This window comes from Gemmatimonadaceae bacterium, from assembly GCA_036003045.1.
Lineage (GTDB): Bacteria > Gemmatimonadota > Gemmatimonadetes > Gemmatimonadales > Gemmatimonadaceae > JAQBQB01.
Window position 1 is genome coordinate 1 of record DASYSS010000047.1, and the last position, 17,899, is coordinate 17,899.

Below are 17,899 nucleotides of genomic sequence, written 5' to 3' on the forward strand. Positions count from 1 at the left end.
GCCGTGTCCGTCCGCGTCCCAAGGTCCGAGACCTTCGAGTGCCGCGGAGTCCACGACGTACGCGTCACCGCGGCGTAGCCGCCCCAACAGCGCCCACACGACGCGTGTACGAAGCGCAGGGTCGGCGTCGAGGCGCGGGTCGTCCAACGCCTGATCCACGAGGCGGAACGGGCTGCCGAGGCCCAGCCGGAGACGCTCCAGGTAGTTGAGGCCAATCGTGAGCGCGTCGCCGCGAGCCCCGCGCGGGCTCGCGTTTCGCGCGAGCACGATCGTGGAATCGAAGTACGACGTCGACCTCATGAGTTGCGAGGCGGCGTCGGCGTCGATGGAGGGCCGCTGATGCATCGCGCCGAGGATGAGGGCGGCGACGAACAGAGCAGCCGTGACGAGGAGGGAAAAGCGGCGAACTACGTCCATCGTTGGTTCGTACCCATGGCGGGCTGTCGGGTTGCCGAACCGCTCGGCGCCCCGTCTATGCTAGTACCGTGCAATTCTACACGATGACAACACTTAACATGTGGACTGGTGGACTGGTGGACCGGTGGACCGGTCCGCTGATCAACCGGCTTGTTGCGTTGGTACTGGCGGCGACGGCCTTGGTGGGAACTCGCGGGGTTGCGCAAACGCCGCGTCTTTCGATGACGCCGAGCCGACCCGGCGGTGGGACGCTTACTCGTTTGACGATCGACCGACTCGACGGGCACGCCGACTCGGTCGTGTCCGTCGTGGGAGAGATGGCCGGCGAGCCCCTGCATTTCCTGGACGCCGGAAAGGAAAAGCTCCAGGCGCTGGGGGCCATTCCTGTCGAGGTGTCGGACTCCGTCGTCGCAAATGTGGTGATCGCGCGAGCGTCGGGGAAGTCGGATACTCTCCGACTCAAGCTCCCGTATCCGCACCATGCGCCACCGCCGCCGCCGATGGGGTCGAGAGGACGCGCGCCGGGCGCGCGTCGCCTGCGCGTGGACCCGCGCTTCACTGCCCGTCCCGACTCTGCCACCGAGGCGCGCGTCGAGCACGAGAACGAGCTGGCGCGCGATGTCGGTCGCAAGGCGCAGGACACGCCGGCGCTCTGGGAGGCAGCGTTCGCTCGCCCCCGCAGCGCCAAGGTGACGAGCAAGTTCGGCAGCGGCCGGGTCTTCAACGGTCGCGTATCGAGCAGCCACTTGGGCGTGGACTATCGCGGGGCGCTCGGCGATCCGATCTACGCGGCGAACCGCGGCGTGGTCGCGCTGGTGGACACGTTCTTCCTCGCCGGGAACGTCGTGTACATCAACCACGGCAACGGCCTCGTCACGGGCTACTTCCATATGAGCCAGCCGGAGGTGGCGATCGGCGACACGGTCGAGAAGGGACAGGAGATCGGGAAGGTTGGCGCGACAGGGCGTGTGACCGGACCGCATCTGCACTGGAGCGCGCGCTTTGGAGCTTTGACAATCGATCCGGCCGATCTGTTGTCTCTCGGTCCACCGTTTGTAACGGCGCCGGCGACATCGAAGGCCAGCGGGCGCTCGACTGCGACGGCGCGTAAGAGTTCCGCGAGGTCGGTCGCCAAGCGTGAGTGAGTCCCGTAAGCAGTCACGCGCCGAGCCGCCCTCATAGCAGGCCCCGGCGACCAGCCCGGCCGTCCCTACGACGATGGCGAAGTATGGCCAGTGCGTGTGCCGGGTGGTTTCCTGGTTCACAGGCGCGGTCCGGGGTCCGTGGATGGGCGTGCCTGCCCTTAAAGGTTTGAGATCACTCAAGGCCCGGGTGATCTACTGGCGTCGACGATCAGGCCGATCACAGTGCCGACGGCCGCTCCCACGGCGGCACCCGCGGCGATGTAGCCCGGCAGGAAAGACAGCGATCCATCGTCCTGGCAATCCTGGTGGCAGTTCGCGACGGCGAGGCCCGCGACCGCTCCGCCGCCGATCAGCGCGCCACCGAGGGTGAAATATGGCCAGTAGCGCTTCTGATCCTCGGCCTGTCGCTTCAGCGATGACGTCAGGTGCGGCGCGGTCGCGGGCCGGCTCGATGGATCCGCCCGGGGTGCGTACGCCGCATAGAGCATCAGACGCGAATCGGACGACAGCGTTCGTGGATCGAATGCTGGCGGCGCACTTGAAGTATCCGACAGCTGCGCGACCGCCGCGCGCGACAAGAACAGCGTACTCCCCCATGCAACGACGATGGACCGAAATCTCGACATTCGGCCTTCCCAGATCGGCTCGCTTTATTCGACTCGAGCTCGACCGGCTTCGGCCAGGCCCAAACCAGCTTCTCGTATCACTATTTCAGCGATCTAGATCTCGCAAGCTCGGAGACGAAAACGGGGGGAGCGCCGGTTGGCACTCCCCCCGAAGTCATTGAGCCCCGCGACGCCTACGCCTTCGTGTCGAGGCAGCCGTGGAAGTTCGGGTTGTTCAACTCGTGATCCGGAACCGGGAACGCGACCTGCGATCCGTACGTGCCGGACGGCGTGCCGTTGCGAATGAACGTTCCCGTCGGGAAGACCTTGTCCTGCGTGCGGCCGTACTGACGAACCAGGCGGCGCAGGTCGCCCATGCGGAAGCCACGCTCGAACTGCCAGAGCGCCTTCTCGCGGAAGAACAGATCCGTCGCCGTGTTCTTGTCCGCCGGCGTGGCGAGGGCCGACATCGCCGCGACCTTGAACAGACCGAGCGTCTGAGGGGAAGTGCGAAGTGCGTTCAGGATCGTCATCATGCCCGCGATGTCGTTGGCATTGAGCTTCGCCTCCGCCTCGACGAGACGCGCGTCGATGCCCGAGAGCACCGGAATCGGATCGTCGCGACCCCAATTCCCCTGATCGATGAAGATCGTGACATTGTCCTCGCCCGGCGCGCCCGAGTTGACGACCTTGACGCGTGGGTCGTTGAGCCGCGCGAAGGGAATCGCGTTGTTGATCGGCCCCGAGATGCTGACGCTGTCGCCGAGCGTGTACCGCTTTACGCTCGTCCCCATGATCCACCACTCATTGTCGAACGTGGTCTGGGAGTAATCGAAGTTGTACTGGAAGCTCGTCGGAACGGCGGTCGACGATACCTCGCTGGCGGCACCGGTGAAATCGCCGAGGTCCACCTTGATGCGACCGCGGGTGACCAACACGGCCTGCTTGATGGCGACCGTCGCGGCATCCGTCGCCGTGAGGAACGTGAGCGCCGTGTCGGTGCGAGCCAACGCCGTCTTGAAGACGTCGGCATCGGTGAGCGGCTGCGTGTACTGCGGTACGCCGCCCACGGTCTCGCCGAGCGGAATGCCGTTGCAGAACGACTCGCCGAGCTCCATCTCGATGTAGCCCATCATCAGATACATCTCGCCGACGTGCTGCTTGCCGGCGGCCGACTGGTCGAACGCGACGAGCCCATTGATGGCGTCGCGCGCGCGGCCGCGAGCCTGCTGCGCCGCCTGGTAGATCGGCGTGAGCACGCCGTCGTTCGTCGCCAGATTGCGCGAGTCCGCGTCGTTGCGCTGCGAGAACGTGTCGCCCGACTGGAGCTCGTCGGTGAACAGCGCCTGCCAGTTCCAGAGCGCTTCGGTGTTGTTGCCGCCGCCGTTCATTGAGGCTTTCCAACGGCCCAGCGCGCCGACAAACAGGGCGTCGGCCGCCGCCGTGTTGGCCACGGCTCCTGGGTCGATGACGCCGGGGTTCTGCGGCGCCAGCAATTCTTGCTTCACGCTGCACGCGCCGAGGAGCATGCTCCCGGCGACCACCGCGATCGCGGTAGTCGCCCGCCCGGCACGATCTCTAAGTCTCTTCATATCAGAATCGTCCTCGGACTCGGTTTAGTAGTGGAGGTTCGCGCGCACCAGGAAGTACGTGCGCGGCGCCGTCGTGGAGAAGTCGGTCTGTGTATCACCGCCGCTGTAGTTCGCTTCGGGATCCGTGCCGGTGTAGCTCGTCCACGTGTGGAGGTTGCGCGCCGAGAAAACCAGTTGCGCATCACGCGCGCGGATCTTGGAGGCGACGGAGTTCGGCAGCGTCAACGCCGCCGAGACTTCACGCAGCTTCCAATACTGACCGTTCTCGAGGTAGCCGAGCACCGAGGCGTTCGGGTTCTTGGCGCTCGAGTTGGCGACCGCGCGGGCCTGCTGCGAGAGCGGCGTGCTCTTGAGGTTGTTCTCGTACCACGTCGCGAAGTTCTGCGAGTAGAACTGGCCAGACTGGTTGTAGAGGCTGGCGCCGCCCTTGTAGTCCGCGAGCGCCGTGAGGCGCAGCTTGCGGTTGAACAGGTCGATGCCGTTCGTGATCGAGAAGATGTCGCGCGGAACCGAGTAGCCGACGTACACGAAGTTCGCCTGGTTGGTCACTTCGTTCGGCGTGATGATCCCGTCGCCGTTCGCGTCGGCGTACGTGTACGGGCGGGCGAAGAAGCCGTTGATCGACGCGCCGACCGAGTCGCGCGTCGTGCCCGTGCCGATCGTGGGCAGCGGGTTGCCCGCCGCGTCCTTACCGATGTCGTTGATCTTGTTCGAATTGTGCGACGCCGCGAGCGTCACGTCCCAGCCGAGCGCCCGGCGATCGAGCAGCGTGGCGTTGACCGAGAGCTCGAGACCGCTGTTCGACACGGAGCCCAGGTTCTTCACGACCGAGAGGGTCGAGGCACCCGACGAAGCGGCGATCGGCTGCGACACGAGGGCGTCGCTCGTCGACTTCGTGTAGTACGTGACGTCAAAGTGCGCGCGGTTGTTCAACACGCTCGTCTCGAAGCCAAGCTCCGTCTCTTTCGACTGCTCGGGCTTGAGGTTCGGGTTGCCCAGCGCCGCGGCGAGAAGGCCCGGCGAGTCGGCGCCGGCGGTGCCGCCCGCCGTGCCGATGTTCGCGACGCTCGCGTTGAAGGTCTGGAGGGCGACCGTGCTGCCAGGCTGGTTGCCCGACTTGCCGAACGCCGCGCGGAGGCGCAGCTGGTTCATCCAGTCGAAGTGCGGGAAGAAGCTCTCGTCCGAGATGATGTACGAGAGGCTCGCCTTCGGATAGACGACGCGCTGGAACTTCGTACCGAACGCGCTGTTCTGGTCCGTGCGGGCCGCGACGACGAGGAAGAGGCGGTCGCGGATCGAGGCCTGCTCCTGCCCGTAGTAGCCGAGGATCTTCGTCGTGGTCTGGAGCGTGTTGCCGCCCGTGACGACCGCGCCCGCGCCGACCGTCTGCGCGCCTGGCGGAAGGTTCGTTCCGGTGTCGTTCACGCCGTCCTGCTCGTTCTGGCCGTACTCCGTGCCGAGGGTCGTCTTGAAGTTGACCGTCGAGGAGAACTGCCACGTCATGTTGCTCGTGATCTTCGCGCTGAAGTTGCGAAGGTTCGTCTGCGTGTCGCTGATGCGGCCCTGGCGCGTGGCACCGGAGTTCGGGCACTCGGCGAAGCGGCAGATGCCGACGAAGACGTTGTCGGCGAGGTCGAGGCCCGTCGTCGCCTGGTTGGTCATCCAGGGGAGCGGGCGCCACGTGGCGTCGGCCGACCCGAGGAAGCGCTGCGTGCCGTTCGTATTGAAGACCTGGAACGTCTGCGCCGGGCTAAAGCCGCCGTAGCCGTTGCGGTATTCCTTGAGCGTACCGAGCTCGTTGTAACCCAGACCGGCGCTGCCCGTCGGGCCGTTGTGGTTGAAGCCCGGGTTGTTCAACGCGCTGTAGATGAAGCTGAACGTGTTGTTGTCGGTCTGCGGAATGCGCTGGTTCAGGTTCGAGAAGCCGGCGTTCGCGTTGAAGTCGAACTTCGGCGAGAACGCGGCGCTCAGGTTCGCGCGCATGCTGTACTGCTGGTACTGCTCCGGGTTAATCCACTCATCGCGAGCCGGCGTGCCGAGCGAGTCGAGCGTGCGGCGCGCGAACTGCGGCATGAAGATCGGGCCCATCTCGTTCGTCATGTCACCGCTGACGAAGAAGCGAACCTGGTCCGAACCGCCGCTCGCGTTCATGCCGTAGCCGTCGTGGTGACCGAGGTGAATCGGCGACGTCAACGGATTCATGAGTACGTTGTACGACGTGAGACTGTCGAGGAGGCACGAGCCCTGGCTCTCGCTCACGAGCGTGCAGCGCGTGAGCTTGCCGGTCGAGTCGTGGCCCCACGAGGCGTACGTGGTCGGATACGTGTTGCGGTCGCTGACCGCGCCGCCTTCACCGTACCACGTCCAGCGCGTCGAGCCGGCCTTTCCCTTCTTCGTCGTGATGACGATGACGCCGTTCGACGCGTTCGTGCCGTAGAGCGTCGCCGCCGACGGGCCCTTCACGATCTCGATGTCCTCGATCTCGTTCGGATCGAGGTCGTTGAGGAAGCTCGCGGTGGTTCCGCCGGTACCGAGGTTGATCGTGCCGGCCGAGATGTGGACGCCGTCGACGATGTAGATCGGGGCGTTGCTGATGCCGCTGCCGTTCGTGGCGAGCGAGTTGAGGCCGCGGATGCGCACGACCGGCGCCGCGCCCGTCATGGCGCCGGGCAACACGACGACGCCCGGAGCCTTCGCGACGAGGAGGTCGCCGATGTTCGTGATCGGCGTCGTCTCGACTTTCTGATTGACGTCGCCGAGGGTCGACACCGCATTGCCGATTTCGACGCGGCGCTGGTCACCCGTCGCCGTCGTCACGATTTCTTGAAGTTGGACGACCGCCGGCTTCATTTGGAAGTCGACCGTCACCGAAGCGCCGGCGCTCACCGCCACCGCTTTTTTCTGCTCTTGGTAGCCGACGCGAAGCACGCGGACTTCAACGTTGCCGGTCGGCGCATTCCGGATCGTATAGCGTCCGTCGGCACCGGTCGGCACGATCACGCTGGTGTTGACCACCATGACGCGAGCGTCACTGAGCGGCTCGTTCGTTTCCGCAGTCGTCACCCGCCCCGTGATGGTTCCCTGAGCCCGCAGCACCGCGGGCATCACGAGGAGTGTGGCGGCGGCGAGGATCGGAACGAGTCCGGATCCTGCGCGCTTCGAGGGAGTAAATCGCATTGGTTCGCCCCTTAGGGAGTTTGAACTACGAGCGTCCACGACTTCCATGAACGGACTGCGAGCAGAACTTCGCCCAACGGTGGGTGGTGCGTCCTTCGGCACCTGAAGCGGTGCGTCCTGCGCGTCCAACGAATTGCGCCCTGCGACGACCGGGATCGGCGCAGGGAGGAACGTGCTCGACGATCTAACCCATGGTGCCGCCGAGACGTCACATGTGACTCGGCGGCAAACGCTTGTTTGTGAAGCGCGCTAAGACCCTGTGCCCACTCGCCCTGCGGGGGACTGTATACGATATCCCTAAGGGACCGACCGTACTTCGCGCTGAGACAAACCATGAATTGTTCGTCCGCGTTCCCCGAACCGCGGGATGGGACGAAACAGCTGCCTGACTAGGCTCGCCTGAGCGCCGCTCGGGTGGGAAAAATCCTGCGGCTCAGCCTGCGATTTTACGCCCCGGGAAGCACGCACGCAAGGCGGCGGTTCCCGGACGGGACGCGGATCTGCCGGGCCGAAAAGGGCCTGACTCCGAGACTGCCGGACCCCAAAGACTGCCGGAGTCCGAAACTGCCATACCCGAGACTTCGAAACGACCAGACTCCAAAACTGCCAAACTCCGAAAACTGCTGTACTCCGAAGCATCCCGAGGCGGGGCGAGCGTCAGTTCGGAGTTCGGAAGTTCTCGTATGGCAGCCCTCGGGTTTATGGTGGTTTCGCAGTCTCGGAGTACGGCAGTTTCGGACTCCGGCAGTCTCGGACTTGGGCAGTCTCGGAGCTCGGCAGTTCTCTCTAGGCCTTCCGATCGAGACATCCCTTGAATTCAGGGTTCGTCTTCTCGTTGTCCGTCACCGGGAAGTTCACGTCCGTGCCGTACGACGCTCCCTTGAAGAACGATCCGACCGGGAACACCTGGTCCTGCGTGCGGCCATACTGTCTCACCTGACGCCGCTCGTCCTGGAGCCGCTGGCCACGACCGAACGTCCAGAACGCCTTCTCACGGAAGAAGAGCGTGACCGCGGCGTCCTTCGTCGCCGGCGTCGTCGCGATCGCCGCCATCGCCGCGACGTTCAAGTTCCCGAGCTTCTGGGCGCTCGTGCGCAGCGCGTTGAGGATCGTCATCATCCCAGCGATGTCGTTGGCGTTGAGCTTCGCCTCCGCCTCCATCAGCCGCGCGTCGATGCCCGAGACGAGTGGAACGGGATCGGTGCGCTGGGCAAACACGCCTTGGTTGAACAAGCTGGTCGTGCCGTCGAAGCCGACCTTCTTCGGGTTCGCGACCGCGACGCGCGGATCGCCCGAGGACGCGAAGGGCAGCGCGTTCTTGACGACTCCCGTCAAATCGACGCTGTCACCCACCGTATATCGACCCGCGCTGATGTTGAGACTCCACAGCTGGTTGTCGCCGGTCGCCTGGTCGAACGTGAGCAGGTACTGAAAGTTGGTCGGCACGGCGGTGGCCGGCACGAGCGCCGCCGCCTGGGCGAATTGCCCCTGATCAACGAGCACGCGCGCACGCATGACGAGCAGCGCCTGCTTCTGCGCCACCGACAGCGCGTCGCTTCCTTGGCTCCGCACCAGCGCGCTGTCGAAGAAGAACGCCGCGCGCTTGAAGATCGAGTCGGTGGTGAGCTGCGGACCGTACACGTACACACCGTTCGTCGTGTACGTCTCCGGGACGCCGCTGCAGAAGTTCTCGGCGATCGTCAGCTCGGCGAACCCCGCCGCCAGGTACATCTGGCCGATGTTGCGCGTCGAGTCGGGCGTGTACTTGTTGAGCAGGTCGATCGCCGTTCGAATGAACCCGCGCGACTGCTGAACGGTCGTGTACGCGGTCTGAACGTTCGCATTGTTGGTCTGTACCGAGCGTTGGTCCGTCTCGTTGCGCTGCGAGAAGGTGTCGCTCGACTTCCATTCGTCCGTCAGCAATCCGCCGTAGAGCCACATGCTCTCGCTGCCGGCCGTGATCGACTTGAGGCGGCCGAACGCGCCGACGCGCACCGCTTCGGCGGCCGCCGGCGAGTTGACCGACGCGGGGTCGATGACGCTTGGATTCTGCGGCGCCAGCAGTTCCTCTTTCCAGTCGCAGCCGGCCGTCGCGACCAACGCGGCGGCTGCCGCGACCCAAGCCCAGCGAGGGCGATTCATGCGATTCATCATGTGAGTCGTCCCCGTCGGTTAGTAGTGGAGGTTGAGTCGGAACTCGAAGTACGTCGGCGGTCCCGTGGTGATGAAATCGGTCTGCACGTCGCCGGTGGAGTAGTTCGCTTCCGGATCGATGTCGGTGTACTTGGTCCACACGTGCAGGTTGCGGCCGGCGAACACGACGCTCGCGTCGCGCGCGCGCAAACGGCTCGCCCACTTGTTGGGCAGCGTGAACGAGGCCGAGACCTCGCGAAGGCGCCAGAACTGCCCGTTCTCCCAATAGCCGCCGGGGGATGTGAACTTCGTGCCGTTCACCGTCGTGCCGTACAGGTTCGCGACCGCGCGCGCCTGTCTCCACAGCGGCGTCGACGCGATCTCGTTTTCTTCGCACGCCTGCGGCGCCTGCTGGCAGAAGAACTGCCACGTGTTGTTCAACAGGTTGAAGCCGCCTTTGTAATCGACCATCGCCTGCACGCGCAGCTTGCGCGAGAACAGGTCGATGCCGTTCTGGATCGACAGCAGATCGCGAGGGAAGGAGTACCCGCGGTACACGACGCCTGTATCGACGGTGAGCTCGGTCGTCTGGATGATCCCGTCGCCGTTCGCGTCGGTGAACTTGTACGGCCGCAGGAAAACACCGTTCACCGGGAAGCCGACCGAGTCGCGCGTGCTGCCGGTGCCGATGGTCTTGTTGGGATTTCCGGCCGGGTCGACGCCGAGCGAGAGCACCTTGTTGCTGTTGTGCGACGCGGAGATCGTGACGTCCCAGCCGAAGCGGCGCGTGTCCATGAGCGTCGCGTTGATCTGCGCTTCCATTCCCGAGTTCTGCACGCCGCCGAGGTTCGTGCGAACGCTCGTCGCCGAGGGCGACGCCGAGGGCGCGATCGGCAGCGAGATCAGCGCGTCCTTCGTCTTCTTGTTGTAGTACGTGAAGTCGATGTTCGCACGATTGCCCCACACGCGCGTCTCGAAGCCACCCTCGAACTCACCGGAGGTTTCCGGCTTGAGATTGGGATTGCCAAGCGCGTTCTCGATGAGTCCGGGCGTATCGATGTTCGCGATCGCGACCGTGGTCGTCGTGAAGCGGCGCAGCCCATCGGTCGCTCCCGGCTGCACACCCGACTGGCCATACGCCGAGCGCAGACGGAATTGGTTGACGAAGTTCCACTTCGGGAAGAACGACTCGTCGGAGAGGATCCACGAGAGGCTCACTTTCGGATAGACCACGTTGGAGAATTTCGTTCCGAACGCGCTGTTCTGGTCCGACCGGACGGCCGCTGTGATGTACATCCGATCGCGCAACGATGCCTGCTCCTGGATGTAGAATCCGAGCGTCTTGACCACACTCTGCTGGCCGTCGCGCGCGGTCTGAACTGCGCCAGCCGACGTCGTCTGCGCGGCCGGCGGTAGAGTGCTTCCAGTTGCGCGGGAGAAATCGTTCTCGTTGTTGAGGTAATCCGCGCCGCCGGTCGTCTTGAGGTTGAGCCAGGATTTGGCGCTCCACGACGCGTTGCTCACCAGCTTCACAGTGAACAGCCGATCGTTGTCGTGTTCGTCTTGCACAAATCCGGCGCGGTTGGAACCGAACGCGGGACATTCGGTGAAGCGGCAGATGCTGAAGTAGATCTCGTCCGCGAGGTCCATGCCGACGACCGCCTGATTCTGCAACCAATTGAACGGCCGCCATTGCGCGTCGGCGCTGCCGGTGATGCGCTGAATGCCCGTTTCGTTCACATATTGGAACGCTGATGCCGGGGTCCAACGCGCGTAGCCGTGCAGATCTTCGCCGAGCGACCCGACCGGGTTGTAGTCCAAGCCCGCGTGGTTGGTGCCGTACGTTAAGTACATCATGCCGCCGATGCCGTTGACGTTGTTGTCGACCTGCGGCAGCCGTTGGTCGGACTTCGAGAATCCGGTCGCGACGTTGACGTCGAATTTGGGCGACACGCTCGCGTTGAGGTTGGCGCGAATGTTCTGGCGCTGGAATGCTTCCGGGTGGATCCACTCGTCGCGCACGCTCGCCTTGGCGGTGTCCGCAAGCCACTGCTGCGCAAATCCCGGCATCTTGTACGGTCCGACTTCGTTGAACAGGTCAGCGGCCACGAAGAACCGCATGGCGTCGCTGCCACCCGATACCTGTCCACCGTAGTTCGTGTTCAGCCCGTTCGTGATCGGCGTGATGCCCGGCGTCGCCGACAGATCGAACGACGTCGTGCTGTCGACGACGCAGGTGGTCGGCGTCATCGTCGCGAGCTCGCAGCGGGCGATCTTGCCGGTGGCGGGGTTGTGGCCCCACAGCGCGTAGGTCGCCGGGTAGTTGTTTCGGTCTTCGACCCGCTGGGTGGACGCGAACCAATTCCAGCGCGATGCCCCGGCACGCCCCTTTTTTGTCGTCACGACGATGACGCCGTTGGCGGCGTCCGTTCCGTACAGAGTCGCTGCCGACGGACCCTTCACGATCTCGATGTCCTCGATCTCTTCCGGGGAGAGCGAGTTCATGAAACTCTGTCGCGTCCCGCCGACGCCGGGGTCGAACGAGCCGGAAGAGAACCGCACGCCGTCGACGATCATGATCGGCGCGTTGCTCAGGCTGAGCGAGTTCAACCCGCGAATTCGAATGACTGGGGCGGAGCCGCTCATGTTGGGCGGCGCCATGATGACGCCGGGGGCCTTTGCAACGAGGAGATCGGCAAGGTTCGAGACGGCGGTCTGCTCGACGTTCTGTGGCGCGCTGATGGTCGACAGCGCGTTGCCGATCTCGACCTTGCGCTGATCGCCCGTGGCTGTCGTGACGACTTCCTGCAGCTGCACGATCGCCGACTTCATCGAGAAGTCGAGCGTCACCGACGCCCCGGGCGCGACCGTGACCGATTTCTTCTGCTCCTGATATCCGACGCGAATCACGCGGACTTCGATCGTTCCCGTCGGCACGTTGCGGAATGTGTAGCGCCCTTCGGAGTTCGTGAGCGTGATCGTGCTCGAGTTCACGATCATCACCCGCGAATCGGCGAGGTTTTCATTCGACTCGGCGGCCGACACTCTGCCGGTGATGACGGCCTGCTGCGCGCGAGCGGCGTACGGCGCGACGAGCAGCGAGAGGCCGAGGGCCCGTGATAGCCAACGACCGGAACGATTCCGTGCGACTGTTCTCATGACAACGCTCTCCTGGTGGTGGACAGGGTGTGCGTCAAAAAGCGCCCCCCCGCGGGGTGGTGCGGGGCGCGCAAAACAGCTATGGGGCTTGGAGCATCGAGCCCTCGATGGAGATTGAAATGTCCCGTGGTCGACGACGATCTAGCGTGCAGCTGAACCGACAAGTCGAGATCAGCTCATCCCGGCGTCACTGACTCATCACGGCGAGACACGGCCGCTGCGGGGGCTCGAGGCGGCGAAAAGACGGGAGCCCGGTGGGGAGTGGGATTCGGGAGAGCGCGAGGCGATTGTACGCGTCGCTCGCGGGAGGCGCAAGAAGGAGCCACCTCAACCGTCGCCTCGTGCCGCGCGAGAAACTCCTCGCTGCGACGGCGGATCTATTGCAGTTCGACCGCCGAGTCGAGTTCGGCTTGGACGAGCATCGTCAGCGCCGCGACGTCGACCTCGACGCGCTCGTTCTCCGCGCCAGTGACGTCGGCGAGCGCGCCGCTGAAGTCGAGCGACAGCTGTCGAACCGGCACGAACGAGCGGCGATGGTGCGGCGTGAGTCCGGCGGCGCCAAGGCCGTCCAGATGCGCCGCGGTCGCGTAGCCGACGTTGGTTTCCCAGCTGTATCCGGGATAGCGCGACGCGAGCGAATGCATGACGCGGTCGCGCGTGACCTTGGCGACGATCGACGCGCACGCGATCGAGTAGCACTTGTCGTCGCCGCCCACGATCGCCGTGTGCTCGATGCCGAGCGTTCGAATCGCCTTGCCGTCGATGAGGACGTGATTCGGGCGTTGCGACAGTCGGGTGAGCGCGCGCCGCATCGCCAACACCGTCGCATGATAGATGTTCAGCCGATCAATTTCGCGCACCGACGCGGCGCCGACCGAAATGCAGATCGCGCGCTCCCGAATCTTGACGAGTACCTTCTCGCGTTCGGCGGCGGTCAGTTGCTTGGAGTCGTCGACGCCGCGGATCGCGCGTTCGCCGGGCGGCATGATGCACGCGCACGCGACGACGGGGCCCGCGAGGGGGCCCCGTCCAACTTCGTCCACGCCGGCGATCAGCGGGCCGGCGGTCTGTCGGAGATCACGTTCGATCGGCTTCCACCGATCACCCATGATGCGCGGCGCCTACTCTGCTGTGGTGCTGGTTTCCGGAACGGAGATGTGCGTCTTCTTCTCGCGAATTCTCGTCGCCTTGCCGGTGACGTTGCGCAAATAGTAGAGCTTGGCGCGACGGACGCGGCCGCGGCGAACGACGTTCACTTCGGCGAGCATGGGGCTGTGCACCGGGAAGATGCGCTCGACGCCGACGCCGTTCGAGATTTTGCGGACCGTGAAGGTCTCGCTCACGCCGCTGCCGCGACGAGCGATGCAGATGCCCTCGAAGGCCTGAATGCGCTCCTTCTCCCCTTCCTTTACACGAACGTTGACGCGAAGGGTGTCACCGGGACGGAACGGCGGCACGTCGCGGAGCCACTCTTTTTGGGTTTCGATGAATGCATGCATATGACGCTCCGCTGGCGGTACGCGGGAAGGCGGGATCGAAGTCGGATACAGACCTTTAAGGTTAGGCAAACAGGCGGTCGAAGTCTAGGGAGGGGTTGGGGTTTCGCCCTCGCCACCAATCTACTTAGCGCCCGCCTTGGTCAAGGCTTGGAGCGCCGGAGGGTAACCCGGCGAGACGGCCAGTGCCCGCTTGAACAGCTCGACGGCAGCCCGCATGTCGCCTCGAGCGGCCCGAAGTAGGCCCAATCGGGTGATGCCTTCGGGGTTGTTTGGCGCGGCCCGGGTCGCCTGGGTCAAGTAAGTCTCCGCCTCGTCCAGCCGCCCGATGTCCATCATCGCCCGGCCAATCGTGAGATCGACCTGTGCGTTGGAACCGCCCAGCGTCGCAGCCTGGCTCGCGGCCTTCACGGACTCCTCGACTCGGTGCTGTTGGGCGTAGCCGAGGCTGAGCAGAGCGAACGTCATCGGGTTGCGGTCTCCGTTGTCCACCGCGCTCGCCAAATATGGAAGCGCGTCGGCCATCGTCCCCTGCTCCGCCAGCAGTCCGCCGAGGAGCGCCGCCGCATCGGCGCGGCGCGGATTCATCGCGAGCGCGCGCCCGAGCGCGGCGGCCGCGTCGTCGAGGCGATTGGCGTCGACGTAGGCCTGGCCGAGCGCGACAAAAAGCTCGTCGGTCGTGTCGGGCAAGCTCGCCATGCGCTCGAGATACTCGATCGACTTCGTGTCGCGTTGTGATGCGAGCAGGCCGCCGAGGCGCCGTGTGGCGTCGACGTAGTCGGGATTGATCCGTAGAGCGTGCTCGAGCAGCGCGCGCGCGTCGTCGATGCGCCCCTCGTCGAGGCGGACCTGGGCGAGATTCGACCACGACGGCATGTACGTCGAATCCATCGCGATCGCGCGCCCCCACCACGTCTCCGCCTCGGCTGTGCGCCGGTGGTCCTTTTTGTAGATGACGGCGGCGAGGTTGTCGTATGCGCGCGGGTTTTCGGGTTGCTTGGCGATCGCGTCGCGCCACAGCGCTTCCGGATCGGCGTAGAGCGCGCTCCGACGCAGGGTCATGACGAGCAACGTCGCCGCGACCGCAGCCGACGCGCCGACGAACCAGCGCGGACGCGCGCGCAGCAAATAGCCCGCGGCCGCGACGGCGCCGACGATGGCCGCGGCGCTCGCCAGATACACGCGCCGCTCTGCCGCGATCTCGGTCTGAATCGGTACGATGCTGGAAGACGGCGCGAGGATCGCGAGAAACCAGAACGCGAGAAAGGCGAGCCACCATCGCTTTTGCCTGACCGCGACCACGACGATGGCACTCGCCGCCGCGAGGACCAACAATCCACCGACGAGCGGCGCGGGTCCGTGAATCGGCGCCGAGCCATAGTCGAAACGAAGGTCCACCGGCCAGACGAGCAATTGCAGATAGTGCGCGATCGCCCAACCCTGGCTGTAGAGATATCGGTACCACGGGAGGCCGAGGCCGAATCCAACCGAGTCAGCGCGCCCTCCGCCGGCGACGAGCACCGCGAGGAGCGCGAGCGACGCGAAGAGTCCGACATAGAACCGCCGGCGCGCGCGGTCGTTCCAGAGCTCGCGCCACGAGGAAACGCGAAAGACGCGGTCGTAGGCGGCGACGACGAACGGCGCGGTGACCATCACCTCTTTGCTCGCCATGCCGACGACGCACGCCGCGACGCCGCCGATCAGCCACGCGGTGCGGCGATCCCAGGCGGACGCGTCCCACGCGCGAATCGACGCGTACAGCGTCGCGAGATAGCACGCCGATACGAGGAGCTCCGTGCGCTGGATCGCGTAGTCGACCGCTTCGCTCTGGATCGGATGGAGCAACCAGAGTCCCGCGGAAACGAGCGCCACGATGCCGGCGCTCTGGTTGGCCCACGTGCCCAGCAAGGCGAGCGACATGGTCCGCCGCATGACGCCGAAGAGCAGAAGACCGCAGAGCAGGTGCAGCATCACGTTCGTGATGCGATAGACGATGGTGGCGGAGTCGCCGTCCGCGTCGATGCCGAACGCGGCGCTCACCGCGTGATCGACGGCGAGCGACGCGTTGACGGCGGGTCGACCGGACACGGCGAGCCGCGGCGGCGGATGCAGCGACGTCGCGAGCGGGAAGACGTGCTCGATCGTCGAGTTGGCCGAGATGCTCCCGACGTCGTCGAACGCGAAGGGCGCGCGGATCGCCGGCGCGAACGCGGCAAGCGTCGCGAGTATCACGCCAAGGAGGCCGACCCACACCCGCCGCGGGAGCGGTGCCAGCACGGCTTGCTCCGGCCACACGACTGTCGGCGCGACGGGCGGCGCCTTCACCCTTTTGCGCGACCGACGCGCCGGGCCCTTGCGCCCTCCCATCGGATTACCGCTCGCGGCGCAGGCGAGAGAGCCGCTCGGCCTCGGCGCGTCGCCACGCCTCGATCTTCTTGTGGTCGCCGGAAAGAAGAATCTCAGGCACCAAGTGACCGCGAAAATCCGGAGGTCTAGTGTAACTCGGCGCGCTCACGTCGCGGTCGAAGAACGAATCGCTGCGCGCACTGTCCAAGTCGGACATCGCGCCCGGCAGGAGCCGCACCGTCGCGTCGATCACGGCGAGGGCGGCCGGTTCCCCGCCGCTCAACACGAACTCGCCGACCGACAGTTCCTCGGTGGCGAGAAAGTCGGCGACGCGCTGATCCACGTCCTTGTAGTGGCCGCAGAGGATGGTCAGCTCCGCGCCGCCGGCAAAGCGGATCGCATCGGCCTGCGCGAACTGGCGACCGCGCGCCGACATGAGGACGACGGGTCCCGATACGGCGAGCGATTCCACCGCCTCGAAGAACGGCTCGGGCTTCATCACCATCCCCGCGCCGCCGCCGTACGGATAGTCGTCGACAGTGCGGTGCCGGTCGTGCGTGAAGTCGCGCAGATCGACGACGCGATATTCGACGCCGCCCGCGGCGCGCGCGCGGGCCGGAATGCTGAGGGCGAGCGGACCGGCGAAGAACTCTGGGAAGATCGTGACGACGTTGATCCGAAGCGGGGTCTCTCGCGCGCCGGCATCGACGGTGCGCGGTTCAGTCATCGAGCAACCCGGCCGGCGGATCGATGCGAATCACGCGCCGCTCCCGATCCACGCTCGTCACCACGCGGTCGTAGGGAATCATCACCGAGCCGCGCCCCTCGCGAGCGACATCGAGCGCGAGTCCCTGCGGCAAGTCGTACGTCTCGGCGACCGATCCGACCGCCGTGCCTGACGCGAGCTCCACACGCATGCCGATGAGGTCGTGCACATACACCTCGCCATCGGCCAATTCCGAGAGCTCGTCGGCGGGCGCGAGCAGAAAGCGCTTGAGCCACGTCTCGGCGACACTACGATCGCCGATTTCGGCGAAGTGGACGATGAAACCGCCCTTGAACGGATACGCCGAGTCGATGTGCAACTCGGCGGCGTCGCGCGCCGGCTCGCCGGTTGCGGTCCCGGCCAGAAGCCGCCGACCCGGCGAGAAAACCGCGTCGGGATCGTCGGTCAGCGGCTCGACGACGAGGTCCCCACGCACGCCGTGCGCCTTGCGAACTCTTCCGACGATGATCGGAGAAGGCGCCGTTTCGCGCGGCGCGCGCGGCGTGCCCACGAACCAGCCAGCCGGAGGCCGTTACGCCGTGCCGGATTCCGACTGTTCCGCCAGCGGCACCGCGGCGGCGGCCCGTGTGCGTCCGAGCCGGGTCTCGTGGCGCGTCTTGAGAACGCCGGCCCGGCGAAGGAGCGAGCGCACGGTGTCGGTCGGCTGCGCGCCGTTGTCGAGCCAGTGGTTCACACGCTCGGTCTTGAGGTTGAGCGCGTTGTCACCCTGACGCGGCGAATACTGCCCGACGACCTCGATGAACTTCCCGTCGCGCGGGCTGCGCGAGTCGGCGATGACGATGCGGAAGAGCGGCTGCTTTTTGCGGCCGGTTCGGCGGAGACGGATCTTGACGGACATTTCTGATTCCTCATCAGGGTTTGTAAACCACTCCGGGCTCATCGCGCACTAGTCAACCGACTAGCCGCACCCGGTACTGCGGGTCACCGGTCACCGATCTCCGGCCACCGGTCACCGGTCGCCGGTCGCCGGTCACCGGTCACCGGAACGACTCAGGTCAGAGTCCTCGGCATTCCGGATATCGGTGACCTGAGACCGGACACC

General features: G+C 65.6%; 13 protein-coding genes. 1 reads left to right on the forward strand and 12 read right to left on the reverse strand.

Annotation, left to right across the window (positions count from 1 at the left end; all coding sequences use genetic code 11):
* Positions 1–417 (reverse strand): hypothetical protein (locus VGQ44_11895; GenBank protein HEV8447520.1); only part of this gene is annotated, 417 nt, incomplete at its 3' end.
* 83 nt (positions 418–500) lie between these two features.
* Here VGQ44_11895 and VGQ44_11900 point away from each other — a divergent pair.
* The gene (locus VGQ44_11900) at positions 501–1,562 is read left to right on the forward strand and encodes a M23 family metallopeptidase (GenBank protein HEV8447521.1); all 1,062 of its coding nucleotides are present in this window, start codon (positions 501–503) and stop codon (positions 1,560–1,562) included.
* Between the two features lie 176 nt (positions 1,563–1,738).
* Here VGQ44_11900 and VGQ44_11905 read toward each other — a convergent pair whose 3' ends face one another.
* From VGQ44_11905 to rpsP, 11 genes are all read right to left on the reverse strand, one after another.
* Positions 1,739–2,188 (reverse strand): hypothetical protein, encoded by a 450-nt coding sequence (locus tag VGQ44_11905; GenBank protein ID HEV8447522.1) that lies wholly within the window; start codon positions 2,186–2,188, stop codon positions 1,739–1,741.
* A 173-nt stretch (positions 2,189–2,361) separates the two neighbouring features.
* Complete coding sequence (locus VGQ44_11910; protein HEV8447523.1) at positions 2,362–3,759, reverse strand: hypothetical protein; 1,398 nt, start codon at positions 3,757–3,759, stop codon at positions 2,362–2,364.
* A gap of 24 nt (positions 3,760–3,783) precedes the next feature.
* A complete protein-coding gene (locus VGQ44_11915; GenBank protein HEV8447524.1) occupies positions 3,784–6,936 on the reverse strand; it encodes a SusC/RagA family TonB-linked outer membrane protein in 3,153 nt (1,050 codons plus the stop codon).
* A 786-nt stretch (positions 6,937–7,722) separates the two neighbouring features.
* Positions 7,723–9,078, reverse strand: a complete 1,356-nt coding sequence (locus tag VGQ44_11920; protein ID HEV8447525.1) for a hypothetical protein — start codon at positions 9,076–9,078, stop codon at positions 7,723–7,725.
* Positions 9,079–9,108: 30 nt separating this feature from the next.
* Positions 9,109–12,228, reverse strand: a complete 3,120-nt coding sequence (locus VGQ44_11925) for a SusC/RagA family TonB-linked outer membrane protein (GenBank protein HEV8447526.1) — start codon at positions 12,226–12,228, stop codon at positions 9,109–9,111.
* Positions 12,229–12,605: 377 nt separating this feature from the next.
* Positions 12,606–13,337 (reverse strand): ribonuclease HII, encoded by a 732-nt coding sequence (locus VGQ44_11930; protein ID HEV8447527.1) that lies wholly within the window; start codon positions 13,335–13,337, stop codon positions 12,606–12,608.
* Positions 13,338–13,349: 12 nt separating this feature from the next.
* Positions 13,350–13,727 carry a 50S ribosomal protein L19 gene (gene rplS / locus VGQ44_11935; protein HEV8447528.1) on the reverse strand — a complete coding sequence of 126 codons (378 nt, stop codon included), beginning with the start codon at positions 13,725–13,727 and terminating at the stop codon, positions 13,350–13,352.
* A 120-nt stretch (positions 13,728–13,847) separates the two neighbouring features.
* Complete coding sequence (locus VGQ44_11940; GenBank protein ID HEV8447529.1) at positions 13,848–16,001, reverse strand: tetratricopeptide repeat protein; 2,154 nt, start codon at positions 15,999–16,001, stop codon at positions 13,848–13,850.
* A gap of 94 nt (positions 16,002–16,095) precedes the next feature.
* Positions 16,096–16,797: a tRNA (guanosine(37)-N1)-methyltransferase TrmD gene (gene trmD / locus VGQ44_11945; GenBank protein ID HEV8447530.1), complete on the reverse strand. Its 702-nt coding sequence runs from the start codon at positions 16,795–16,797 to the stop codon at positions 16,096–16,098.
* Entirely contained in the window at positions 16,790–17,347 is a 558-nt protein-coding gene (gene rimM, locus VGQ44_11950) for a ribosome maturation factor RimM (protein ID HEV8447531.1), read from the reverse strand. The genes trmD and rimM overlap by 8 nt, the downstream gene beginning before the upstream one ends.
* 21 nt (positions 17,348–17,368) lie before the next feature.
* Positions 17,369–17,695, reverse strand: a complete 327-nt coding sequence (gene rpsP, locus VGQ44_11955) for a 30S ribosomal protein S16 (GenBank protein ID HEV8447532.1) — start codon at positions 17,693–17,695, stop codon at positions 17,369–17,371.
* Positions 17,696–17,899 lie beyond the last annotated feature (204 nt).